The organism is Streptomyces sp. NL15-2K, assembly GCF_030551255.1.
Taxonomy (GTDB): domain Bacteria; phylum Actinomycetota; class Actinomycetes; order Streptomycetales; family Streptomycetaceae; genus Streptomyces.
In genome coordinates this window covers 7552970-7578026 of sequence record NZ_CP130630.1, presented here as the reverse complement: position 1 = coordinate 7578026, position 25057 = coordinate 7552970, and the positions used below count along the sequence as shown (strand labels likewise).

The window sequence follows — 25057 nt, the reverse complement described above, 5'->3', positions numbered from 1 at the left end:
ATCCCCCGTCGTCCACCTGGGGGACACGGCCTGACCGGAGCGGAGCGGCGCGCTCTCACGACCCTGACGCGGATGTCCCGGCCAGGGCCCGCCAGGCCTCGGCAGCGGGGAACGGAGTGCGCCTGCTCTTCGTGAGCAGGCAAGTGTGGCAGTCGTCCAGGGCGATGGCATCCGGCGCGTGCGGTGCGCATCTCGCGGTCGGAGTCCTCGTCGGTCCAAGGGCCCTCGCTGCCCAGCTCTGGTACCGCTCGTATCCCAGCCGCTCCAGCAGCCATCCCCGCGAGGCGGCCGCGCGTTCCAGGTCCGGCACCCACAGTTCCACGTGATGCAGCAACTCCCGCCCCCTCCAAGCCGGTCAGGAGTCATCCTCCAACGCCGCCAACGCCGGATCCAGCACGATGTCCTCGTCCCGCCCCTCGATCGTCGGCTCCTCCGGGAAGTGGCAGGCCGTCAGGTGGCCGTCGTGGTTGCCGGAGAGCTGGATCAGGGGTGGTTCCTCCGTCGCGCACTTGTCCTGTGCCTTCCAGCAGCGGGTGCGGAAGCGGCAGCCGGAGGGCGGGGAGATCGGTGAGGGGACGTCCCCGGCGAGGCGGATGCGCTCGCGCCGGCCCGTGTCCCCGTCCTCGAGGCTCACCTCGGGTACGGCGGACAGCAGGGCGTGGGTGTAGGGGTGCCGGGGGCGGGTGTAGATGGAGTCGCGGTCGCCGAGCTCGATGATCTTGCCGAGGTACATCACCGCCACGCGCTGGGAGAAGTGGCGGACCACTGCCAGGTCGTGGGCGATGAAGAGGAACGCGATGCCCAGTTCCTGCTGGACCTTCTGCAGCAGGTTCACGACCTGGGCCTGGATCGAGACGTCGAGGGCCGAGACCGGTTCGTCCGCCACGATCAGCTTCGGCTCCAGGGCCAACGCGCGGGCCACGCCGATGCGCTGACGCTGGCCGCCGGAGAACTCGTGCGGGAAGCGGTTGTAGTGCTCGGGGTTGAGGCCGACGATCTCCAGTAGTTCGCGGACGCGTTTCTCGCGGCCGCCCTCCGGGTTGATGTCGTTGATCTCCATCGGACCCGAGATGATCTTGCCGACCGTCTGCCGCGGGTTCAGCGAGGAGTACGGGTCCTGGAAGATCATCTGGATCTCGGACCTGATCGGCGCCAGCTGCTTGCGCGAGGCGTGGCTGATGTCCTGGCCGCGGTACGAGATCGTGCCGGCCGTCGGCTCCAGGAGCCGCGTGATCAGCCGACCCGTGGTCGACTTGCCGCAGCCCGACTCCCCCACCAGGCCGAAGCTCTCCCCGACGTGCACGGTGAGGTCGATGCCGTCGACGGCCTGCACGGCACCGACGGTCCGCCGGATCGGGAAGCCGCCCTTGACCGGGAAGTGCTTGGTGAGGCCCTCCACCACCAGCAGCGGATCGCCGGCTGCGGGGGCGGCGGCCTCGCGCGGGGCGGGGAGGACGAGGTCCTCTTTCATGACTCCTCTTTCATGACGGTGTCCTCTTCATGACGGTGTCCTCTTCGTGGCGGTGGCCTCTTCATGACGGTGGCCTCATGTCCCAGAGCATGTTCATGCCCACGTCCATGCCCACGTCCAAGTCCTCTACCCCAGTCGGGGCTTGATCTCTTCCGCGAAGATGGTCCGCTTCTGTTCCGCCGTGAGATGGCACGCCGAGGCGCGGTCCGGCCCCAGCAGCGGGCGCTCGTTCACGCAGCGGGCGCCGCCGACCCGGTCCTGGAAGGTGCAGCGGGGGTGGAAGCGGCAGCCGGAGGGCGGGGTGAGCAGTGACGGCGGGGTGCCGGGGATCGGGGCGAGCGGGGTGCCGAGGTCCGAGTCCAGGCGGGGCATGGAGTTCAACAGCCCCCAGGTGTACGGATGCTGGGGCGAGCGCAGGACCTCGTTCACCGTGCCGCGTTCGATCGCGCCGCCCGCGTACATCACCATGATGTCGTCGGCCATGTCGGCGATGACCCCGAGGTCGTGCGTGATGAAGATGATCGCCGAGCCGAACTCCTGTTGCAGGTCCTTCAACAGGTCCAGGATCTGGGCCTGGACCGTCACGTCCAGGGCCGTCGTCGGCTCGTCGGCGATCAGCAGGTCCGGATCGCAGACCAGCGCCATCGCGATCATCGCGCGCTGGCGCATACCGCCGGAGAACTGGTGCGGATAGTCCTTGGCCCGCTGCTTCGGGTTGGGGATGCCGACCTTGCCGAGCATCTCCACCGCACGCTCCCAGGCCGCCTTCTTGGAGGCGCCGGTGTGCTTCATGTACGGCTCGGCGATCTGCCGGCCCACCGTGTAGTACGGCGACAGCGCGGTGAGCGGGTCCTGGAAGATCATGGCGACCTTGTTGCCGCGCAGCTTCTCCAGCTCGGACTCCCGGGCGGTGGTCAGCTCCTGGCCGTCCAGGAGGATCTCGCCCTCGACGGTGGTGAACACGGGGTTGTGCAGCCCGAGGACGGTCAGGTTGGTGACGGACTTGCCGGAGCCCGATTCCCCCACGATGCCGAGGGTCCTGCCCTTGGCCAGGTCGAAGGAGAGCCCGTCGACGGCCCGTACGACACCGTCCTCGGTCCTGAAGCTGACGTGCAGGTCCCGCACGGAGAGGAAGGCGTCCGCGCCGGCCGGGACGGGAGCACCGGCTTCCTTGGTCTCAGTGGTCACGAGGTGCGCTCCTAGGCCAGCCGCACGCGCGGGTCGATGAAGGCGTACGCGGCGTCGACGACGATGTTGAGCAGCAGGATCATGGCGGCGGCGAACAGCATCACGCCGAGCAGCAGCGGCAGGTCGCTGAAGACCACGGAGTCCACCGCGAGGCGGCCGAGGCCCGGCAGGCCGAAGGTGTACTCGGTGATGATGGCGCCGCCGAGCAGGGAGCCGAGGTCGACGCCGAAGATGGTGACGACGGGGATCAGCGAACCGCGCCAGGCGTAGCGGAAGAAGACGTACTTGCGGGACATGCCCTTGGCGCGGGCGGTGCGCACGTGGTCTTCCTGGAGCTGCTCGATCATCGCGGAGCGGGACATACGCGTGTACTGGGCGGCGAAGATGGTCGACAGGATCACCCACGGGATGATCAGCCCGGTGAACCACGCGAGGGGGTCGGCGGTGAACTCGTGGTAGGCGGGCCGGTCGAACAGCTGGGTCTGGTAGACGAAGACCGCCAGTGCCAGCGGGCCGAGGAAATAGATCTGCATCGAGCTGATCACCATCGCGCCGGCCGTCGCCGTCTTGTCGATCAGCGTGCCGCGCTTCCAGGCGGCGAGGAGTCCGGTGCCGAGGCCGAGGATCAGGAAGCAGACGGCACCGCCCAGGGTGAGCGAGAGGGTGGTGGGCAACCGGTCGACGAGCGTGCTCCACACCTGCTCGTTGGTGTGGAACGAGTAGCCGAAGCACGGTGCCGGGCAGGGGCCCTGGGAGAAGTCGTCGCGCCCCATCACCAGGCCTTGCAGGAAGAGCCAGAACTGCTCCGGGACCGGCTTGTCGAGGCCGAGCACTTGGTGGATGTTCTCGAGCTGCGCCGGATCGCATGTCTTGCCGCACATCAGCAGCGCCGGATCTCGTGGCATGCCGAAGAACAGCAGGAACGTGACGATGCTCAGCAGGAAGAGGATGACGACGGCGCCGAGGATCCGGCGGACGAGGAAGCGCAACATGGCAGTGGCAGCTCTCTGACGTCGGCGGGCCGGTGGTGCCCGGCGCACCCCTGGTCGGGGACGCGCCGGGCACCGGGCGGGCGGGTTACTTGACGTACAGGCGACGCGGGTCGACGCCGTTGATCACGTCGTCGTAGACCAGGCCGCCGATCTTGGAGCCGGCGATCTGGACCTGCTTGTAGTACGCGGTCGGGACGACGTTCACGACCTCCGTGAGGAGGTACTTGTCGAGCTTCTCCCACTCCGCGGCGGCCTTCGCCGGGTCGGTGATCTTGTTGATGCGGTCGATCTCCGAGTTCACGTGCGGGTCGTTGACCTGCGAGTAGTTCTGCGCGCCCTCGGCGATCACGCGACCGTCGTACAGCGGCGGGATCACGGTCGAGGCGGACGGCCAGTCGGCGCCCCACGCGGTGTGGAAGATGTCGAACTCGTTGTCCAGCTTGCTGACCTCGTCGTAGAAGGTCTCGGCCGGGATCTCCTGGCGCTGCACGTCGAAGCCGGCCTTCTCCAGGCCCGCCGCCATGGCGGTGGAGTACTGCTGGCCCTCGGGGATGTTGATGTAGCCGAAGGTCAGCTTCATGCCGACCTTGCCGGCCTCCTCCAGGAGCTTCTTGGCCTTGGCCGGGTCACCGGCGGGCTTCTTCTTCTTGCCGAACGGGTCGAAGTTCGGGTCGTAGCCGCTGACGGTCGGGCTGAGGATGCCGCCGGCGACCTCCATGGCCTCGGTGCCGCCGTAGGCGCGGACGAACGGCGTCACCGGCAGGGCGTGGGCGATGGCCTCGCGGATCTTCTTGTCCTTCAGCTCCGGGTGGCTCATGTTGATGTTGACCTGGCCGACGTACGGCTGGAAGCCGCTGACGGTCCGGGACTTCATGTTCGGGTCCCTGAGGACCTTGGACAGGTTGCCCGCGTCGACCTGGTTGCTGAAGCTGACGGCGGTCCGGTCGGTGCCGTTGTCCGCGAGGAGCGCCTTGGTCGACTGCTCGTACTGGACGTTGAAGGTGATGTTGAACCGGTCCACGTACTGGTGGCGCAGCGGGTCGGTCTTCGGGTCCCAGTTGGTGTTCTTGACGAGCACCATCGACTTGCCGGACTTGAACGACTGGATCTTGTACGGGCCGGTCACCATCGGCGCCCGGTCGTACTTCTCCCTGGTGTCGGCCTTCTGGGAGACCACGGAGTAGCCGGCCATGGCCAGCGCGTACGGCAGGTCGGGGTGGGGGTTCTTGAAGTGGAAGACGACCGTCTTGCTGTCCGGCGTCTCCAGGACACTGTCCGGCAGGTGCTTGCCCTTGTAGGGGCCGCCCTCCAGCAGCTTGCGGTAGGTGGCGCCGGAGGTGTCGGCCAGCCACTGCTGGACGTAGGACGGGCCTTGGTTGATGAACGGCGCGAAGAGGCGCTCGAAGGTGTGGCGGACGTCCGTGGCGGTGATCGGGGAGCCGTCCGCGAACTTGATGCCGTCCTTGAGCGTGAACTTCCAGGTCTTGCCGCCGTCCGAGGTGGTGCCGGCGTCGGTGGCGAGGTCGCCGACGAGGACGTGCTTGGAGCCGTCATCGCTGGTGGCCTTGTAGCCGGTGAGCCCTCTGTGCAGTAACTGCGAGACCGCCATCTCGTCCTGGACGTAGATCTGCGCCGGGTCGAGGTGGGCGTAACTGTCGCGGGCCAGCACCGAGATGGTGCCGCCCGGTTTGGCGCCGGGAACGTCCGGCGCGGGCCCGGTGGAGGCCGCGGCGTCACCGAACTCGATGGTCGTCTGCTGCCGTTGGGCGTTCTCCTGGTCCTTCTTGTCGTTCGTGCCGTTCTTGCTGCCACCCTCGCTGCAGCCCGTGAGCACGAGAGCCCCGGCCGCGAGCAGTGAGAGTGCGGCGTGAATGCGGCGTCCGCCCCTACTCATCTGTCTGATTCCCACCCATCTGTGTGTCACCAGTGCGACGAAAAGTGCCATCCGGTATCCGGGCGAGGACGCCCACAACCTTCGGGTCAGCGCGCCGTCTTGGGATCGAAGGCGTCCCTGACCGAGTCCCCGAGCAGGTTGAACGCGACGATGAAGACGATCATCGAGAAGCCCGGGAAGAACATGTAGGTGATGTCGTTCTGCATCACGAGCTCGGTCGAGGCCTTGGCGAACATCTGCCCCCAGTCCGGCGTCGGTTCGACGATGCCGACGCCCAGGAAGGACAGAGCGGCCTCGATGGTCACGAAGTTGGGCAGCAGGTAGGTGGCCTGCACGAGGATCGGCGTGACCACGTTCGGCAGGATCTCCTTGCGGATGATCCGCCAGGGCGATGCCCCGCTCACCTTGGCCGCCTCGATGAACTCCCGTTCCCTGAGGGCGAGCGTGGTGCCGCGCAGGATCCGCGCGAGGCTCATCCAGCCCAGGAACCACAGCACGGAGATGATGGCGACGACCCGGACGTACGTCGGTGTCTCGTCGCCGGGGCTCACGAAGAGCGAGACCACGACCGGCATGCTCGCGATGAAGAACAGCTGCGAGGGGAAGGCGAGGAGGAAGTCGATCAGCCGGCCGATGAACCAGTCGGTCTTGCCGCCGATGTAGCCGGAGGCGACGCCGAGGATGATGCCGGTGACCATGACGGCGATCGTCACCGCGACGGAGATCATCAGCGAGTTCCGGATGCCGTAGATCAGCTTGGTGAAGACGTCGTAGCCGTTGCCCGGCTCCAGACCGAACCAGAACTCCCCGCTGATACCGCCGTTGGGCTGCAGCGGCACCCCCGCGCTGTCGAAGAGCTCGGGGCGCTCGTCGGCGTACACCGTGTACGGGTCCTTGCCGTACAGCTTGGAGATCACCGGGGCGAGCAGTCCGAGCGCGAAGACGAAGACGACCACGCAGGCCGAGATCACGCCCGTGCGGTCGCGCTTGAAGCGGATCCACATCAGTTGGCCGGGAGACCGGCCCACTAACCGCCGGTCCTCGGTCTTGTTCTTCGGCTCCGGTTCGCCGTCGACGACGACCGGCGTCCCGCCGCCCTCAATGTCGATAGGACTTGTCACAGTTCGCCCATTTCACAGATGTGGGTGTGCCGAGCCGGCGACCGCCGCAGGACGTGCGCGATCGCGGACCGGATCATGAAGGAGCGTCAGGCACCCGGAAGCAGGCACCCCGAAGCAGGGCCCCCTAAGAAGGCACCCCTACGCAGGAGCCCCTAAGAAGTCGGGAAACCCGCAACCGGACGCGCGTAGGCCAAGGAACGCACTAGGCGGCCGGCCGGATCGTCAGAGCCGATCGCCGTACAGGAGCGGACGATTGACGGCTTGCGACGCTGTGACCCACCTGGTGCTTGTGACACCGCGCATGGGACTCCTCCTCGTGACTCCGCGTTCACCGACAGGAGGGGGCAACATGTCTTTCCTCCGACACCCCTGACGGAGGGTCAGACTCCCCCTGGTGCTCGTGAGTCGGCACTGTCCCCACAGCGCGAGACCCATTGACCCGAGCGTTACGCGGCTAACTATCTGCCATCAGCCAACTACCGGCCACCCGTCTTCAAATCTCAATTCAGTCACAGCTGATGCGAAGATCTTCCAAAAAGGGTTGCAAGAAGCCCGGGTGCCCCCACGCTGGGGACACCCGGGCTCAAGTGGTGCGTGATCAGCCGTGCTTGGCGCGGCTCGCGGCGCGGGCGCGCTCGCGGGCGACCAGGTTCACCTTGCGGATGCGAACAGCCTCCGGGGTGACCTCGACGCACTCGTCGTCCCGGCAGAACTCCAGCGACTGCTCCAGCGACAGCTTGCGCGGCGGAACGATCGACTCCGTCACATCGGCCGTGGACGACCGCATGTTGGTGAGCTTCTTCTCCTTGGTGATGTTGACATCCATGTCGTCGGAGCGCGAGTTCTCGCCGACGATCATGCCCTCGTACACCTCGGTGCCCGGCTCCACGAAGAGCACGCCGCGCTCCTGGAGGTTCGTCATCGCGAAGGCGGTGACGGAACCGGCGCGGTCGGCGACCAGCGAGCCGTTGTTACGGGTCTGCAGGGTGCCGAACCAGGGCTCGAAGCCCTCGTGGATGGAGTGGGCGATGCCCGTGCCGCGGGTGCCGGTCAGGAACTCGGTGCGGAAGCCGATCAGGCCGCGGGACGGCACGACGAACTCCATGCGGACCCAGCCGGAGCCGTGGTTGGACATGTTGTCCATCCGGCCCTTGCGGACACCCATGAGCTGCGTGACCGCGCCCATGTGCTCCTCGGGCACGTCGATGGTCATGCGCTCGACGGGCTCGTACGTCTTGCCGTCGACGTCCTTGGTGACGACCTGCGGCTTGCCGATGGTCAGCTCGAAGCCCTCGCGGCGCATCGTCTCGACCAGGATGGCGAGCGCCAGCTCACCACGCCCCTGGACCTCCCAGGCGTCGGGCCGCTCGGTGTCCAGCACGCGCAGGCTGACGTTACCGATCAGCTCGCGGTCGAGCCGGTCCTTGACCTGCCGGGCGGTGACCTTGCGGTCCTTGACGGCCGCCTTCGCGTCCGCGCCCTTGCCGGTGCCGCCGCGGCCGACCAGCGGCGAGGTGTTCGTACCGATGGTCATGGAGATCGCGGGCTCGTCGACCGTGATCAGCGGGAGCGGGATCGGGTTCTCGGTGTCGGCGAGGGTCTCGCCGATCATGATGTCCGGGATACCGGCGACGGCACAGATGTCACCGGGACCGGCCTTCTCCGCCGGCTTCCGGGTCAGCGCCTCGGTCATCATCAGCTCGCTGATGCGCACGTTGCTGATGGTGCCGTCGCGCTTGATCCAGGCCACGGTCTGGCCCTTGCGCAGCTCGCCGTGCTCGACGCGGAGCAGCGCGATACGGCCGAGGAAGTTGTCGGCGTCGAGGTTGGTGACGTGGGCCTGGAGCGGGGCGGCCTCCTCGTACGTAGGTGCCGGGATGTGCTCCAGGATCGTCGAGAAGAACGGCTCCAGGCTGGTGGAGTCGCTCGGCACGGTGCCGTCCTCGGGCTTGGTCAGCGAGGCGACGCCGTCACGACCGCACGCGTAGACGATCGGGAACTCGATCTGCTCCTCGTCGGCGTCGAGGTCGAGGAAGAGGTCGTACGTCTCGTTCACGACGTCGTCGATGCGGGCGTCCGGCCGGTCCGTCTTGTTGATGCACAGGATGACGGGCAGGCGGGCCTGGAGCGCCTTGCGCAGCACGAACCGGGTCTGCGGCAGCGGGCCCTCGGAGGCGTCGACGAGAAGCACGACACCGTCGACCATCGACAGACCGCGCTCGACCTCGCCGCCGAAGTCGGCGTGGCCGGGGGTGTCGATGATGTTGATGGTGATGACGTCGCTGCCGGCCTTCGGGTGGTACTTCACCGCCGTGTTCTTGGCGAGGATCGTGATGCCCTTCTCACGCTCCAGGTCGTTCGAGTCCATCATGCGGTCGTCGAGATTCTCGGCGGCGTGCGCGGCGAAGGCACCGGCCTGCTTGAGCATGGCATCGACGATGGTCGTCTTGCCGTGGTCGACGTGGGCGACGATGGCGACGTTACGGATGTCGTGGCGCGTGGCCATATTGCGGCGTTCTCCCGGAGTGTGAGGATGGCCTGCGCGTACGTCTGTGTTACGCGGACCCTGCCGGGCTGGACACGCCACGGCCTCACCCCATGGTACGTGGCCCTGACAGAAGCGGCCTCCACAGGCCCATGCGGCTCACTTCTTCGACGGGCCCGCCGCGGGCCTCGCGCCCTTCTTGAGGAAGCCCATGTCCTCGTAGACCGGCGTCTCGAAGCCGAAGGCGCCGACGTTCACCAGGTTCTTCCGCGCGGCCGTCAGCTGGGGCCGCTGGTAGAGGGGGATCGAGCCGGCGGCGGCCCAGATGCGGGAGTCCGCCTTGCGGATCAGGCTCCGGTTCTCGCCCTCGTCGAGCGTGCCGATGGCCTGGTCGAAGAGCTGGTCGACCTGGTCGGTGCCGACCCGGGTGAAGTTCTGCTCGACGTTCAGGGAGCCGTCGGCGGCCGGGACGGGCTTGGCGAAGATGGGGCGGGCGTCGGTCGCGGGGAAGGCGGAGGTGGGCCAGGAGTACAGGGCGAGGTCGTACTGGCCGGACGCGATGTGGTCCTTGAAGTAGCTCTCGTCGGAGACCTTGGAGATCTCGGTACGGATGCCGACCTTCTCCAGCATGCGGCTGATGCGGCCGGCGACGGTGCGCAGAGTCGCCGATCCGGAGCCCGAGGGGAGCACGAAGCGGAGCGTGAGCGGCTTTCCGTCCTTGGCGAGCGGACGGGCCGCGGCGCCGGCGGGGGCGGCGGTGCCCATGGGGGCGTAGGCGCCGGGGGCGCCGTCCGGCTTCTGGTTGTTGCCGTACTGCTTGCCTTCCTGGGCGAGCTGCGCCGAGCCGTCCTCGTGCTTCTTGTCGTGCTTCTTGTCGTGGTCGGCTTTGTTGTCCTCGTCGTCCTCGCCGACGATGTACGTCCCCTCGTCGCCGCCTTCCGACTCCTCCTCGGTCTTGTCGGACTCGGTCTTGTCGGGCTTCTCGGACTCCTCGGCCTTCTCCCCCTCCCCTCCGGCCGCCTTCTCGCCCTTCTTCTTCTCCTTCTTGAGGGGCCCACCGGGCACCCACCCGGCGTCCGCGAGCAGCGCCTGCGCCTCCTCGGTGTCCTGGTCGCCGAGCGAGCCGCTGTTGTCGGCGTAGGCGGCCTGGCCGGACAGCGCGAGGTGGCTGCCGACGGGCACCGCGGGCAGCCCCAGCGGCTTGAGGACGGCCTTCGCGAGTTCCTCGCGGTCGAGGGCGCGGGCGACGGCACGGCGGACGCGCTCGTCGGCGAGCGGACCCTTGGCGCCGTTGAGGGCGAGCTGGGTGTAGGCGGGTTCCAGGGACTTGCGGACCTCGAAGCCGCGGAGGGCCGCCTGCTGACGCTCCCACGCGGTGATCTTCCCGGACTGCTTCTCGCCGGTGCGGCCCGGCCCTTGGAGCGGGGTGGCGGTGCCCTTGCCCCTGGCATGGGCGCGGGCGGCGAGGGTGATGCGCCCGGCGGCCTCGGGATCGATCTCGGCCAGATCGAGCTTCCCGGCGGCCAGCGCGGCGGCCCGCTTGCCGCGGGGTACGGCACGCAGCTCGATCTCGGAGAGCCTGGCGGGGTGACCCCACCAGCGCGGATTGCGGGTGAGGGTGACCTTGTCGCCCTTGCGGTCGACCTTCTTCACGGTGAAGGGACCGGCGGTGACCTTCAGTTTCGTCCTGGCCCCGTCGTTGAAGGAGTCCGGCGTGCCCATGACGTCCTTCGGGTACAGCGGCGAGAACAGTGACTTCCAGTCGGCGTACGGCCGCCCGAAGGTGACCTTGACCTCCAGGTCGCTCGCCCCGCGCTCGATCTTCTCGATGCGGTCGTAGCCGGCGTTGCGGGCGGTCCAGTAGGCGGTGTCCTTGCCGGACAGGGCACGCCACTGGGCGGCGAAGTCGGCGGCGCCGATCTCCCGGCCGTCGCTCCACACGGCCTGCTGGTTCAGCTTGTACAGCACGACCTGCTTCGGCTCGGTCTCGATGACCTCGGCGGACTCCAGGTGGTCGGGGTTGCGCTCGGGCCGCCCGTTCTCGTCCAGCCGGAACATCGACGGCAGCACGGCCTGGGCGATCCGGGTGGTGGCCGCGTCGGCGTCGGACTGGAAGGTGTTCAGCGTCTCCGGTACGGCGTCCACGGCCCAGCGCAGGGTGCCGCCGTCGGCGACCCGCGCGCGGGCGGCGGGTGCGATGTCCTGCCCGGCGAGTGGCTGGCCCGCCTGGTCCTCGGAACTGCATCCGGCGAGCGCGGACACCGCGAGCGCACCCGTGGTGAGGAAGGCGACCGAGCGCATGACTGTGCCAGACCCCGCGCGGCAGGCGGGAGATTGGCGAGGGGGCCTAGGTCCGACGCCGTCGTGGGCCATCTCTGTGTACCTCCGGAAGCCGCAGCACGAGGAAAAAGGGTTATGGTCCCTTTTGGGGGTATATGGAGCTGATCAGATCTACGGCCACACACTGAAGAGGAAAGGGTTCACCAACCGAGGCGACACGACGACGAGAGCCGGGAAGCCACCCGTACGGCGCAACGGGAAGTCCCCTCAGCGCCGGTCGGGCACTCCCGGTCCGGACCGGAACGCACCAACGCACCCCAGCCAATCGGTGCACACGACTTCCCACCGGCCGGTGTGACGCGCAACACTCGCAGGCGCATGAACGTTGCCGCCTTGGGCCTGAGAAACCCGCGGAAGTGAGGGCAAGTCATGTCCGTGCACGACGAACTGACGTCAGTCCAGCGTTGCCTCGACGACCTGAACCGGTCGGTGCGGCGCCTGGAACAGCAGATCGGCGGAGGCGGCCTGGAGATACGCCGGGTCCGCACCGACGCCGAGCACCTGCGCGAGAGCGTCGCGCTGCTGCGTGAGGCGGCCTCCACGCCCGCCGCGCCCAAGCGCCCCGATCTCGTCACCATCCCCGACACGCCTTACGACGACTCGCTGTGGGTCGACTCGGACGACGAGGGACTCGGCGCCCGCGACCGCCACGCCCCCTGAACCGCGCCACGCCCCCTGAACCGCCCGGAGCAACCGACCGGAGTCGTCCTGAACCGACCGGAGTCGAGAATTGGCCACTGGTACGGAGCCCCCCGCCACAGAACCCCACGCCACAGAACCCCATCCGACCAGCGGCGGCGTACGCACCCGTACGCGCGCCGCGATCGCCGCCCCGCACCTGCGGACCGACCGCTGGTGGCTGGCCCCGGCCGTCACCGCCGCCGGCCTGCTGGCCTTCGTCGTCTACTCGACCTGGCGGGCCTTCGCCGACACGGACTACTACGCGGCGCCGTACGTCTCGCCGTTCTACTCCCCGTGCCTGGCGGAGCGCTGTGAGCCGATGCGCGCGGGGCCCAACTGGGAGATCTTCGGCGGCTGGTGGGGCATCTCCCCCGCGATCATCATCCTGATCTTCCCGCTCGGCTTCCGCCTGACCTGCTACTACTACCGCAAGGCCTACTACCGGGGCTTCTGGATGTCGCCCCCGGCCTGCGCGGTCGCCGAGCCGCACAAGAAGTACACCGGCGAGACCCGCTTCCCGCTGGTCCTGCAGAACATCCACCGGTACTTCTTCTACGCCGCGATCCTCGTCGCCGGGATCCTGACCTACGACACCGTGCTCGCCTTCCGCGACGAGCACTACGAGTGGGGCCACATGGGCCTCGGCACCCTGGTCTTCCTGGTCAACATCGTGCTGATCTGGGCGTACACGCTCTCCTGCCACTCGTGCCGGCACATCGTCGGCGGCAAGCTCAAGCACTTCTCCAAGCACCCGGTGCGCTACCGGACGTGGCAGTGGATCGGGAAGCTGAACGCCCGGCACATGCTGCTCGCCTGGGCGTCTCTGGTGAGCGTGGCGCTCGCCGACTTCTACGTCTATCTCGTCGCGTCCGGTGCCTTCGACGATCCGCGCTTCTTCTAGATGAGTGGGGCCTTGTGATGTCCGTGGTCGACCGACAGGAGTGGGACGTCGTCGTGGTCGGCGCCGGCGGTGCCGGACTGCGCGCGGCCATCGAGGCGCGCGAGCGCGGCGCCCGTACGGCGGTGATCTGCAAGTCGCTGTTCGGCAAGGCGCACACGGTGATGGCCGAGGGCGGCATCGCGGCGGCGATGGGCAACGTCAACGCGGGCGACAACTGGCAGGTCCACTTCCGCGACACCATGCGCGGCGGCAAGTTCCTCAACCAGTGGCGGATGGCCGAGCTGCACGCCCAGGAGGCCCCCCAGCGGGTCTGGGAGCTGGAGACCTGGGGCGCCCTGTTCGACCGTACGAAGGACGGCCGGATCTCGCAGCGCAACTTCGGCGGCCACGAGTACCCGCGCCTCGCGCACGTCGGCGACCGCACGGGCCTGGAGCTGATCCGCACCCTCCAGCAGAAGATCGTCTCGCTCCAGCAGGAGGACCACCGGGAGACGGGCGACTACGAGTCGCGGCTGAAGGTGTACCAGGAGTGCACGGTCACGAGGGTCCTCAAAGACGGCTCCCGTGTCAGTGGCGTCTTCGCCTACGACCGCGAGACCGGCCGTTTCTTCGTCCTCGAAGCCCCCGCCGTTGTGATCGCGACCGGCGGCATCGGCAAGTCCTTCAAGGTCACGTCGAACTCGTGGGAGTACACGGGCGACGGCCACGCGCTGGCGCTGCTGGCCGGGGCGCCCCTGCTGAACATGGAGTTCGTGCAGTTCCACCCGACGGGCATGGTCTGGCCGCCGTCCGTGAAGGGCATCCTGGTCACCGAGTCGGTGCGCGGCGACGGCGGGGTCCTCAGGAACTCCGAGGGCAAGCGGTTCATGTTCAACTACATCCCCGACGTCTTCAAGGAGAAGTACGCCCAGTCGGAGGAGGAGGGCGACCGCTGGTACGAGGACCCGGACAACAACCGGCGTCCTCCCGAGCTGCTCCCCCGCGACGAGGTGGCGCGGGCGATCAACGCGGAGGTCAAGGCGGGCCGCGGCTCCCCGCACGGCGGCGTCTTCCTGGACGTGTCCACGCGTATGCCGGCGGACGTCATCCGCCGCCGTCTGCCCTCCATGTACCACCAGTTCAAGGAGCTGGCGGACGTCGACATCACCGCTGAGCCGATGGAGGTCGGCCCCACCTGTCACTACGTGATGGGCGGCATCGCCGTCGAGTCCGACACCGCCGCCGCACGCGGAGTGCCGGGCCTGTACGCGGCCGGTGAGGTGGCGGGCGGCATGCACGGCTCCAACCGTCTCGGCGGCAACTCCCTCTCCGACCTGCTGGTCTTCGGGCGCCGGGCGGGCTGGCACGCGGCCGAGTACGCGACCGGGCTCGCGGAGGGCCGCCCGGCGGTGGACGACGTCCAGGTGGACGCCGCGGCCGCCGAGGCCCTGCGCCCCTTCTCGGCCGAGACCGAGGAACCCGCCGCGGGCCCGCCGGAGAACCCGTACACCCTCCACCAGGAACTCCAGCAGACCATGAACGACCTGGTCGGCATCATCCGCCGCGAGCCCGAGATGAAGCAGGCCCTGGAGAAGCTCGCCGACCTGCGCGTACGGGCCCGCCGGGCCGGCGTCGAAGGCCACCGCCAGTTCAACCCCGGCTGGCACCTCGCCCTCGACCTCAGGAACATGCTGCTGGTCAGCGAGTGCGTGGCCCGGGCCGCGCTGGAGCGCACGGAGTCGCGCGGCGGCCACACCCGCGAGGACCACCCGTCCATGGACCGCAAGTGGCGCCGCCTCAACCTGCTGTGCCAACTCACCGACCCCACGGGCGGGCTGGCGGCGACGGACCCGGTCCGCGGCCAGATCGACCTCGTACGGGAGACCACCGAAGCCATCCGCACCGACCTGCTCGCCCTCTTCGACAAGGAGGAGCTGGTCAAGTACCTCGCCGAAGAGGAGCTGTACGAATGAGCAGCTACGACGCCCACTTCAAGGTGTGGCGCGGTGACGCCGAGGGCGGCGGCCTGGAGGACTTCAAGGTCGAGGTGAACGACGGCGAGGTCGTCCTCGACATCATCCACCGCCTCCAGGCCACCCAGGCCCCCGATCTCGCCGTCCGCTGGAACTGCAAGGCGGGCAAGTGCGGCTCGTGCTCGGCGGAGATCAACGGGCGCCCGCGCCTGATGTGCATGACCCGCATGTCGGTGTTCACCCGCGAGGAGACGATCACCGTCACGCCCCTGCGCGCCTTCCCCGTCGTACGCGATCTCGTCACGGACGTGGGCTTCAACTACACCAAGGCGCGCGAGGTGCCGTCCTTCGTGCCGCCGGAGGGGCTCGGGCCGGGCGAGTACCGGATGATGCAGGAGGACGTGGACCGGTCGCAGGAGTTCCGCAAGTGCATCGAGTGCTTCCTGTGCCAGGACACCTGTCATGTGGTCCGCGACCACGAGGAGAACAAGACGGCGTTCGCCGGCCCGCGCTTCCTCATGCGGGTCGCGGAACTCGACATGCACCCGCTGGACGCGGCCGCCGAGACCGGCCTGGACCGCAAGAAGACCGCCCAGGACGAACACGGCCTCGGCTACTGCAACATCACCAAGTGCTGCACGGAGGTCTGTCCCGAGAACATCAAGATCACGGACAACGCGCTGATCCCGTTGAAGGAGCGGGCCGTCGACCGCAAGTACGACCCGCTGGTGTGGCTCGGGAACAAGATCCGTCGCCGGTCTTCGTCGGGCTGAAGTCCTCTTCGTCGGGCCGAGGCCTGTTCGTCGGGCCGAGACCCTGTTCGTCGGGCCGAGACCCTGCTCATCAGGCCGAGACCCTGCTCATCAGGCCGAGACCCTGCTCATCAGGCCGAGACCCTGCTCATCAGGCCGAGACCCTGCTCATCAGGCCGAGGCCCTGCTCATCAGGCCGAGGCCCTCAGATATCCCGAGTGGGCCACCTGGCCGAGGAAGGTGAACCGGGTGTCCGTGGCCATGTGCTTCTCGAAGGCCTCCTTGATGCCGGGCCACTTGGGATGCCCGAAGTCGTCCAGTACGACGATCCCGCCGGGCGCGACGATCTGCTCGGCCCACTCCAGGTCCGCCGCGACACCGGCGGCGGAGTGGTCGCCGTCGACGATGATCACGCCGTAGGAGCGGTCGGCGACCAGGGCACGCACCTCGGGATCCTCCGAGAAGCCCTGCTGGATCCGCGCCGCGGCACCGGCCGCGCCCGCCAGGGACAGATTGGAACGCACCGCGGCGCCCTGCACGGGCGTTCCCGAGGCGTCGTCGCCGATGCTGGTGCCGGGCTGCAGCTGCGTGCCCGCGAGCGGATCGACGATCGTCAGCCGCGGATCACGCCCCGCGCGCTCCATCATCCGGATCAGGGACGCGGCGAACATCCCGTACAGGGTGCCGATCTCCATGATCTCGTCGTTCGGCGGCTTGAGCAGCGGTACGGCGGACAGCTTCCCGACGATGTTCATGGTGCCGCCGGCTATCCGGCCGACCCCGAGCGCCTCCATCGCGATGAGCAGCCGGAACGCCTGGGCGACATTGCGCTCGGCGCCGTCCTTGTCCCCGGTCACCCGCTCCAGCTCGGTGATCACGCGGTTGATGTGGGCCTCGGACGGCATCCGGGACGCGCCGCGCCCGGTCCCGTCGAAGAACAGCTCCAGGGGCCGCTGGCGGTTGCGCAGCGTCTTCAGCTCCTGCTGCACCGCGGCGTACGAGGTGCTCCCGGTGTCGTGCGAGGTGTTCGCGACGGCACGGCGGACCTGGCGCTCGACGCGCTGGTCGATGATTTCGGCTATCGGACGCAGGGCGCGCCGGGCAGCCTTGCTGGTCAGTAACGCACGTATCAAAATGTGGCCTTCACGGGGTTCACGGATGGTCGCGGTTCACAGGTGGTGGTTCACAGTTGAAGAGAAATGGACCGTAGGCCGCTCACAGCCTGCCCACAACCAACAAACGCGTCCCTCAAGGCAAAGCGCGTATGACGTCTGGGAGACGGGGTGTTTACCTCGCCGGTTTCGGGCCTTGGCGGCCCTCTCGCCCGACCAGCCCGACCAGCTCCAAGACCCTGCCCAGGCTGTGCTCCGCGATGGCACGCATGAAAGCGGGGTCGTGGAAGTCGCCGACGTCGAGGAGGCGCAGCGGGCCGGCGACCAGGGAGAGGTGCATCGCGAATCGGTAGAGGCGCAGACGGTGTTCGTCGAGGTCGGGGCGGCCCCGGGTGCGCAGGGCGGCGTAGTGCTGCTGGAAGCGTTGGCGCAGGAAGACGTGCTCCCACTCGACGTCGAAGTACAGCAGGGGGCCCCTCCGTCGATGAGGGCGAGGTCGCCGTCGGCGGTCACGAGGACGTGGTCCGCGCCGAGTTCGCCGTGGATGAGAGTGGGGGGCTCGGTGCGCGGCCGGACCTGGGCGGCCAAGGCCCGCAGTGTGCCCTCCAGCTCGGCGCGCGCGGCGGCGGCCCGGGGCTCGCGTGCGGTGACTTCCTCCAGGTCGCGCAGCGCTCCCTCGAGGACACGCTGCTCGCAGGAACTGCCGTAGGACGAACCGCCGTTGTCGATGACGGCGACCTTGCCGAAGCGGGGGCCGGTGCAGGCGTGCAGAGCGTCGAGCAGAGCGGTCATCCCCTCCAGGGCCGCGGGCGCCGCGTGCGGGTCGCGGTCCAGCAGGTCCTCCAGGCTGCCGCCCGTCACGTCCTCCATCACCGCCGCGTCCGCCGGAAGGTGCGCGTGCGTGGCGTCGGCGTACAGGAGCCGGGGCGTGCGCACGCCCACGGCGGTCAGGCGGTCGTGCGCCGCGATGAGCAGGTCGAGGCCCGTGCCGTGCGAAAAGGGGTCGCGCGGGTCGGACGGCCCGGCGTCCCAGTAGTCCTCGTCGGCCGACCAGACGTAGGCGACGGCTGTCGTGTCGTCGTCGAAGGTGAGGCGGTAGACGCCCTTCTTCGAACCGCCGCGGAGGCGGGCGACGCCGGTGAGGGTGCGGTGCGCGCCGGTCGCCGCCCGGGCCAGGGGGGCAAGGTCGTCGCGGGTGAGGGGCTTACGGGGCTGGGGCTTGCCGGGCTGCGGCTTTCCGGGCTGCGGCTTTCCGGGCTGCGGCTTTCCGGGCTGGGGCTTTCCGGTGACGGTCACGCGTCGGATCGTGACACCCGGCCGGACGGACCGCAGCCGGTTTTCAGCGCGGCTGGTTCCTCACCGCACCCAGCCCTCCCGGTACGCCGTCCAGTCCCCCTCCTTCGCCGCGAAATCCACGTACAGCGCGACACCGAAGTTGGCACGGTCGGCATCCGTACGGGACAGCCCGAGGCGGACCCCGCGGACGGCGGCGGGGACGGTCTCGGCGTGGGCCCAGTGGCCGAACCGGTTCTCGTGGAAGAAGGGCAGGCCCATGAGCAGGTCGGTCGAGTGCGGGGTGACCTCCAGGGCCAGCGAGGTCTGCTGGGCGACGTAGCCGCCGTACGTGCTCTCCAGCGGCTGGATGGTGTCGTACGACATCACCGCGATCTGGTCCACACGGCGCGCGACCTGCCCGAAGAACTCCTGCGACCACCACTTGGGGTGCCCGGCGACCGTCCCCCAGAAGGAGTGGAACCCCGGGAGCGGGTCGATCTGGTGGGCGGCGATCGACAGCTGCGCATCCTGCGCGCGGGTGACGCGGCGCAGGGAGTCGAGGAGGGTGAGGTAGTCGCGGTCGCCGGAGTGCAGGGGCTCCAGGTCGAAGTGGACGCCGTCGAAGCCGGTGGCCAGGATCTGCCGGGTGGAGGCGACGACGGCCGCGCGGGTCGCCGCGCGCTCCAGCCGCATCCCGTCCGGGCTCTCGGTGGCGAGCACGTCACCGAGCCAGGCCTGGACCCGTATGCCGGGCGCCGCGCGGTGCATGGCGTCGATGAACCAACGCGCTCGGGGATAGACCGACTCGGGAAGCGTGCCGTCGTGCTCCAGGGGACCGGAGTGGACGTACAGGTCACGGATTCCGGTGGTGTCCAGACGGCGGGCGAGGGCGGTGACGTCGGCGTCCTTCTTCCGCCCGTCGACCCAGGCGTGGCCGAGCCAGATCGCGTCCTTGTTCCTGGTGTAGGTGCCGTCCGCCGGGTCGCCGGTGTAGTTCACGCGGAGGGCGATCTCGGCGGCGAGGAGGGGGAGGAGGATGACGAGGACGAGGGTGAGGGCGGTACGGCGGGTCCAGCGCAGCCAGCGGCGGCGGCTGCGGGGCGGCTGCGGTGGGGCCTGCTCGCCGTCACGGTCAGGGGCTGCTGATTCGTTTCCGCTGCGCTCCTCTTCTCCTCTGCGCTCCTCTTCTCCGCTGCGGTCCTCCTCCTTCTGCTGCGCTGCTTCCGTCTTCTGCTGCGCTGCTTCCGTCCCCATCCCCATGTCCGTCCCCCCAGAACGTTCCATCGCGCGTTCCCCTCCCCCATAAGCCATCACTCACTGGCGTACCCCCACCCACCCCACCCCGGTCGCGAGCTCGCCTTCCTCCCCATACGCTCCGAAATGTGACGCCATCGTTGATCCGGGGCCGGCCGCGGCGCGCCGCCTCGCAGACATGCGTGCGGGTGGCGCTTGCCGTACTCGGCGGTGCGGTCGGGCTGGCGTGGCTGGTGTTGCCGGGGATGACGATCAGTACGGGCGCTCCGGTTGCGATCAACGGTGCCGGACCTACCGGGAGCGCGAGCGCCGTCGCGCAGCAGGACGAGGAGACTTCCGCCGCCGACCTCGTCCTGCCGCTCGTGGTGGTAGCCGCGGCCGTCGCCCTGGCGGGCTACGGCTACATACGACGCACACGACGAGCCAGAAGCCGTACGACACCCGGCAGCACCCTCGCCGCACCTGCGCTCACCCCACCCGTCACCGAACTCGACCAGCAATCCCGCACCCTTCTGACGCAAGCCGACGACTGGATCCGCACCAGCCGCGAGGAACTCGGCTTCACCGAGGCCCGTTTCGGCGCGGAGACCACCGCCCCCTTCACGCAGACCGTCCGGGACGCGGAGTCGGAGCTGACGGCCGCCTTCCGGATTCGCCGGCAGTACGAGGCCGGCGTCCCGACGGACGAGTCGTCCCGGCTGCACGCCCTCGCCGGAATCGTGGGCCGATGCCAGGAGGCGGGCCGGCGACTGGACGCCGAGGCACCCGCCTTCGACCAACTGCGCGCCCTGGAACGCGAGATCGGCGAGGCCCTGGCGGTCGCGGAGACACGCTTCCGCGACCTCACCCGCCGCACAGCGACCACGAAGACGACGCTCACCAACCTCGCCAAGCTGTACGCACCCTCCGCCACGTCCCCGGTCACCGGGTACGCCGAGCAGGCCAGGAACCGCCTGCTCTTCGCCACCGTCCACCTCAACCAGGCCCGCCAGACGGCCGACTTGGGCGATGCGGAGGAGGCGGCCGGCCATCTACGCGCCGCCGAGGGCGCGATCGCCCAGGCCGCCGTCTTCGTCGACGGCATCGAACGACTCGTCGCCGAGCTGAGATTCGCCGCTGACCTGGTGCCGGCCGCGCTGACGGGGGCGGAGGCGGAGCTCTGGGAGGTGCGGGGGATGCTGCCGGCCACCGGAGAGTGGGACCAGCCGGCGGACGCGGGGATGGGAGCCATGGCGGGGGCGGTGCCGGAGGCCGGGCCGGATGCGGTGCCGGACTCGGCTTTGCTGGGCGTCCCCGTGGGCGAGTTGCGGTCGCGGGTCCTGCACGCCGACGCCGTACTGGCCTCCGTACGGCAGGAGTTGACCGGCGGGCGCGTGTACGACCCGCTGGACGTCCTGCGCCGGATCGTCGAGGCGCTCGCCCCCGTCACCACCGGCCGGTCCGGAGTCCTCCCGGCGGCCGCCCGCCTCACCGCCCGCAGCGCCACCGCCGCGGCGGACGCCTTCATCACCACGCACCGGGGCGAGGTCGGCGCCGACGCCCGCATCCGGCTCGCGGCAGCGACCCAGGACCTGCTCCACGCCACGAGCCTCACGGACCTGGTACGCGCCGACACCCTGGCCCGTCAGGCCCACGACCTCGCCGAGCAGGACGTACGGGTGCACGGCACGCCGATCGTCGGGCGTCCCGAGCATGCGCTCGCGAACGGGGCCGGCGGAGCAGTCGCGGGCGGCGTCCTGCTGAGCGACGGCCGACCCGCGAGCTTCGGTGGACCCCGCACACGGAATCGTCGCAACTTCCCACTGGGGTAAGGCACTTCCCGCCTTGGACAGCTCCACATGCCTATTTGTATGATGATCCGATCTTGGTGTGAGTTGGTCCGATGACACGCGGACGAGCGGGGGCGGTTGAGCGTGATCAAACCGGAGCAGATACCCCAGTTCACGGGGAACCTGCCGCAACTGGAAATCGACTACGCGGACTTGAAGAAGGACGCGGGTCATGTCCGCAAGACCGGCGAGGATGTGCACTCGCAGTTCCAGGGCCTGTCGGCGTACTACACGGCGCCGGAGGCGGAGCAGCTCTTCGCGACGACGAAGCCGGTCAAGGAGCGGGCGGACGATTTCGCCACGGACCTGGAGACGGTGTCCGGTGCGCTGTCGTCGTACGCGACGGAGATCCGCCCCCTCGTCGACAAGCTGAAGGAACTGAAGGCCAAGGCCGTGACGTTCGTCGATTCCGTCAAGGACGACGACGAGTGGGAGTACGACGGCGACAAGGTCGACGAGCACAACCAGCTGAGGGACGACATCACCGCGACGGTGGCGGCGTTCTGGGCCGCGGAGCGGACCTGCCACAACAAGATCACCGCCTTGTGGGGCGGGACGCAGATGGTCGCCGGGGACGGCTCGGACCGCAAGGACCAGTACGGCTTCTCCGCCGAGGACATGAAGAACGCCCAGGTGCCGTGGGGCGACCCGGTGGAGGAGAAGCACCACTGGTACGAGGTCGGCCACTGGGTGAAGTCCTTCGTGTGGGACGGCCTGATCGTCGACGGCATCTGGGGCACCATCAAGGGCCTGGGCACGCTGGTCGGCTTCGGCGGCTGGGACGCCATGGGCCAGGCCTGGAAGGGCCTCGCCCAGCTCGCCACCGGTCTGGCGATTTCCTCCATCCCTGGGGTGGGGGCGATGTTCTGGACAATGCCCGCCGACCAGATGCCCTCCTGGCTGCGCGACTCCCGTACGGCGATGAAGGAGACCGGCAAGGCGCTGGTGGCGTGGGATCAGTGGGGCAAGAACCCCGCCCGCGCGGCGGGAGCGGTCACCTTCAACGTCCTGACCACGGTCTTCACCGGCGGCGCGGGCGGCGCCGCGGCGGGCGCGGGCAAGGCGGGCGCGGTGGCGAAGGCGCTGTCCGTGGCCGGCAAGGCGGGCCGGGTCATCGACCCGATGACCTACATCGCCAAGGGCGCGGGCGCGGGCCTGTCGAAGATCGGCGACATCAGCGCGGCCCTGAAGGGCGTCGGGAACATCGACATCCCCGCCCTCCCCGACAACGCGATCACCCTGCCCGAAGGCACCGTCCGACTCCCCGACGGCACGGTGAACCTGCCCGAGGGCGCGACGATCCCGGACGGCGCGACCCGTCTCCCGGACGGCAACGTCAAACTGCCCGACGACACCCCCGTCCTGCCAGCGGGAGCGGAGCGGCTGAACACGCCCGAGGGCGAGCCGATGCTGTTCGTCGACCGCGAGGGCAACATCCTGGACGAGCGCGGCACCGTCCAGATGGACGCCAAGGCCCCCGGCCCCACGGACATCGTCGACCGACCGTCGGCCGGCGACCCGCCTGCGGGCGCGGACGTGCCGCGGGTGGACTCCCCGGTCCGGGAGCCGGCCCTGGTCGGCGCGGCCACGCACACCGCCGACCAGGCGGGCCAGCACATCCGCCTCGGCAACAGCTTGGACAACAACCTCGGCGACGTCGGCCGGGTAGGCGACGAGGTGCCCACGGGCCGCCCGGACACCACCCCGGGCGGCACGGCAGGCCAGACGCCCGGCGGCCACGCGGGCGACCACATGCCCAGGAACGACCTCAACGACCCGCTCCGCCAAGGCGACGGCAACACGCCGTCCACGGGCGGCAGCCACTCGGACACCCCGTCCACCACAGACCACGTCGGCGGCACCGGCCATTCGGACGGCTCGGGCACGGGCGGCACTCACACCGACGGGCCGGGCACAGGCGGCGGCCACCACGAGCCTCCATCGACTGGCGGCGTACACCCCGGAGGCCTGGAGGACATGGCCCGGGGCGCGGACGACGCGGCGCGTGGCGCGGACGACGCGGCACACCGCGCGGAGTACGAGGCTGCCCGCGAGAAGCCGGCCGACGAGCGGACGCCCGCCGAACGGGCGGCGATCACCCGCGAGCACGTTCGGCTCGCCAACGAGGATCCGGTCTGGCGCGCGGAGCACTACGACAAGTGGGGGCCCGGCAAGCGCAACAACGCCGAAGCTATGGTCGACGGCCAGATTCTGCCGAAGCTCGTCGAGAAGCCGGGCGGCGGCTGGATGGCCGCCGACAACCTGCCGTACGCGAACCCGGAGCGGTTCCACCTCACCCCCTTGGAGCGAGGCCCGGAAACGGTCCCTGCCAATAACCTCAACCACCTCGACGACGTTTCGGCCAGGCGCCTGGCAGGCATGGATCTGACCAGCGCCGAGAAGGCCTACGAGGCCAACGCGACCGAGGCGAACGCGAAGGCGCTCGCCGAAGCGCAAGACCACTTCAACACGACGGTCGGCGAGGGCGTCTCCAACAACACCAAGCTCGGCGAGGCCCTCGGCGAGGAGGCCGCGCGCCGACACATGCTCCTGCAGAAAGAGTTCGAAGGAGCCCACGAGATCACCGACCTGCCCGAGACGCCCAACGGCTCGCGGAGGTTCGACCAGCTCTGGCGGGACAAGGACGGCAACCTCATCATCGTCGAGGCGAAGGGCCCCAACGCGAGGCTGGAGTGGCGCCAGGGCAACGGGCCACTCGACCGTAACACCATGGTGAAGCAGGGAACCATCGAGTACGTCCGCACGATCGTGGCCGACATGGAGCAGCGCGCCTTCACCTCGCCGAAGGACGCCAAGTACGCAGCGGAGATCAAGACGGCCATCGAGCAGAAAACCCTGCGGTACGTCCTCGTCCAGGCCACCGAGAACACCGGTCAGTATGCTGGCGCCACGCTCAAGCACTTCAAGATCTTTTAAAGGAGAAGCGCGTTGGTCTCGACCATCCCCCGCCACCCCTTTCCCACGGGGAACGCGGAAGAAGGCCTCGCCGTGCTCCAGGAGAACGCGCAGGCGCTGATCGACGGTCTGGAGGCGAATTCCACCACTCTGGGCGATGCTCTGAGCACCACGCTCACCCTTGCCGAGGCGCACTGCCTGATGGACCCGCGGGGATCGATCTACCCCACGTGGGACGCCTGGGTCAACGCAATGCAGGTCGGCTCCGCCGCGTTCGCCGCCGCGACCACGACCGAGGAGCAAGTGCAGTGCCGCATCGCTCACAAGGACCGCACGCTCCAGGCCACCGGCCCGCAGTGGTACGTGCACCCCGGTAGCTGGCTCACCGCCTTCTACCTGGCCGTGGCGTGCCGGGAACGGGACAGGATCACTGCCCTGTGCCGCGTGCCCCTGTCTCTGCTCCGGGAGAACGGTTCACAGTTCGACGAGTTCGAGTACGCCTGGATCGACACCCTCCAGACCTACTGGCTCGGCGGCCCCGACCTCGGCCCCAAGCTGGTGGCCGCCGTCGACGGCACGGAAGCGGAAACCGTCACCGACCGGGAGACGGCAGGCAAGCTGCTGTACCCGCCGATGGAGATGTTCCACCGCGTCGTCCGCAAGGACCAGACCGGCTTCAACCGAGCCCTGGCCGCGGCCCTCCAGTGGCACAAGGAGTACTGGACCGTCGACGAGAGCCGAGCCCACATGATCTCCAGCCTCGTCGCGCTCGCTCCGCTCGCCATCGCCTGCATGGCGCACGACGCGGGCATCCCCATTGAGGTGGAGTCCGAGTACCTGCCCGCCACGCTCCTGGGGCGCAACTGGTGCGGCGAGTTCCCCACGTAGGAAGCA

At 69.1% G+C, this 25057-nt stretch carries 17 protein-coding genes and 1 pseudogene; 7 read left to right on the top strand and 11 right to left on the bottom strand.

Going from position 1 to position 25057, the window contains the following annotated elements:
• Positions 1 to 232: 232 nt before the first annotated feature.
• The 8 genes and pseudogenes from Q4V64_RS55405 to Q4V64_RS34245 all read right to left on the bottom strand — a co-directional run.
• Positions 233 to 334: pseudogene (locus Q4V64_RS55405) on the bottom strand (glyoxalase); the annotation flags it as partial.
• Between the two features lie 21 nt (positions 335 to 355).
• Entirely contained in the window at positions 356 to 1471 is a 1116-nt protein-coding gene (locus Q4V64_RS34275) for a dipeptide ABC transporter ATP-binding protein (RefSeq protein ID WP_124439360.1), read from the bottom strand.
• A 126-nt stretch (positions 1472 to 1597) separates the two neighbouring features.
• A complete protein-coding gene (locus Q4V64_RS34270) occupies positions 1598 to 2659 on the bottom strand; it encodes an ABC transporter ATP-binding protein (RefSeq protein WP_124439361.1) in 1062 nt (353 codons plus the stop codon).
• A gap of 11 nt (positions 2660 to 2670) precedes the next feature.
• Positions 2671 to 3651 (bottom strand): ABC transporter permease, encoded by a 981-nt coding sequence (locus tag Q4V64_RS34265; RefSeq protein WP_124439362.1) that lies wholly within the window; start codon positions 3649 to 3651, stop codon positions 2671 to 2673.
• An 85-nt stretch (positions 3652 to 3736) separates the two neighbouring features.
• On the bottom strand, positions 3737 to 5545 hold the full coding sequence (locus tag Q4V64_RS34260; protein ID WP_124439363.1) for an ABC transporter substrate-binding protein: 1809 nt from the start codon (positions 5543 to 5545) through the stop codon (positions 3737 to 3739).
• 86 nt (positions 5546 to 5631) lie between these two features.
• Positions 5632 to 6666, bottom strand: coding sequence for an ABC transporter permease (locus tag Q4V64_RS34255; protein WP_124439364.1), 1035 nt, complete (start codon positions 6664 to 6666; stop codon positions 5632 to 5634).
• 598 nt (positions 6667 to 7264) lie between these two features.
• Positions 7265 to 9172: a translational GTPase TypA gene (gene typA, locus Q4V64_RS34250; protein ID WP_124439365.1), complete on the bottom strand. Its 1908-nt coding sequence runs from the start codon at positions 9170 to 9172 to the stop codon at positions 7265 to 7267.
• 138 nt (positions 9173 to 9310) lie between these two features.
• Positions 9311 to 11452: an ABC transporter family substrate-binding protein gene (locus Q4V64_RS34245; RefSeq protein ID WP_172629135.1), complete on the bottom strand. Its 2142-nt coding sequence runs from the start codon at positions 11450 to 11452 to the stop codon at positions 9311 to 9313.
• A gap of 408 nt (positions 11453 to 11860) precedes the next feature.
• On the opposite strand from Q4V64_RS34245, the gene Q4V64_RS34240 reads away from it, so the two are divergent.
• From Q4V64_RS34240 to Q4V64_RS34225, 4 genes are all read left to right on the top strand, one after another.
• Entirely contained in the window at positions 11861 to 12151 is a 291-nt protein-coding gene (locus Q4V64_RS34240) for a hypothetical protein (protein WP_124439367.1), read from the top strand.
• 70 nt (positions 12152 to 12221) lie between these two features.
• The gene (locus Q4V64_RS34235) at positions 12222 to 13073 is read left to right on the top strand and encodes a hypothetical protein (protein ID WP_124439368.1); all 852 of its coding nucleotides are present in this window, start codon (positions 12222 to 12224) and stop codon (positions 13071 to 13073) included.
• Between the two features lie 17 nt (positions 13074 to 13090).
• Positions 13091 to 15025, top strand: coding sequence for a fumarate reductase/succinate dehydrogenase flavoprotein subunit (locus tag Q4V64_RS34230; protein ID WP_124439369.1), 1935 nt, complete (start codon positions 13091 to 13093; stop codon positions 15023 to 15025).
• Positions 15022 to 15798 (top strand): succinate dehydrogenase/fumarate reductase iron-sulfur subunit, encoded by a 777-nt coding sequence (locus Q4V64_RS34225; protein WP_124439370.1) that lies wholly within the window; start codon positions 15022 to 15024, stop codon positions 15796 to 15798. The genes Q4V64_RS34230 and Q4V64_RS34225 overlap by 4 nt, the downstream gene beginning before the upstream one ends.
• Positions 15799 to 15968: 170 nt before the next feature.
• Here the strand turns inward: Q4V64_RS34225 and Q4V64_RS34220 are convergent, their stop codons facing one another.
• Genes Q4V64_RS34220 through Q4V64_RS34210 form a run of 3 tightly spaced genes read right to left on the bottom strand, consistent with a single transcriptional unit; the run spans position 15969 to position 19418 of the window.
• Positions 15969 to 16913, bottom strand: a complete 945-nt coding sequence (locus Q4V64_RS34220) for a class I SAM-dependent methyltransferase (RefSeq protein ID WP_172629140.1) — start codon at positions 16911 to 16913, stop codon at positions 15969 to 15971.
• Between the two features lie 33 nt (positions 16914 to 16946).
• Positions 16947 to 18185 carry a phosphotransferase gene (locus Q4V64_RS34215; RefSeq protein ID WP_303713499.1) on the bottom strand — a complete coding sequence of 413 codons (1239 nt, stop codon included), beginning with the start codon at positions 18183 to 18185 and terminating at the stop codon, positions 16947 to 16949.
• Between the two features lie 60 nt (positions 18186 to 18245).
• Entirely contained in the window at positions 18246 to 19418 is a 1173-nt protein-coding gene (locus Q4V64_RS34210; RefSeq protein ID WP_124439371.1) for a glycosyl hydrolase family 18 protein, read from the bottom strand.
• A 128-nt stretch (positions 19419 to 19546) separates the two neighbouring features.
• On the opposite strand from Q4V64_RS34210, the gene Q4V64_RS34205 reads away from it, so the two are divergent.
• From Q4V64_RS34205 to Q4V64_RS34195, 3 genes are all read left to right on the top strand, one after another.
• Positions 19547 to 21229 carry a hypothetical protein gene (locus Q4V64_RS34205; RefSeq protein ID WP_124439372.1) on the top strand — a complete coding sequence of 561 codons (1683 nt, stop codon included), beginning with the start codon at positions 19547 to 19549 and terminating at the stop codon, positions 21227 to 21229.
• A 102-nt stretch (positions 21230 to 21331) separates the two neighbouring features.
• A complete protein-coding gene (locus Q4V64_RS34200; protein ID WP_348540844.1) occupies positions 21332 to 24184 on the top strand; it encodes a hypothetical protein in 2853 nt (950 codons plus the stop codon).
• A 12-nt stretch (positions 24185 to 24196) separates the two neighbouring features.
• Positions 24197 to 25051 (top strand): immunity 49 family protein, encoded by an 855-nt coding sequence (locus Q4V64_RS34195; RefSeq protein WP_253266874.1) that lies wholly within the window; start codon positions 24197 to 24199, stop codon positions 25049 to 25051.
• Positions 25052 to 25057 lie beyond the last annotated feature (6 nt).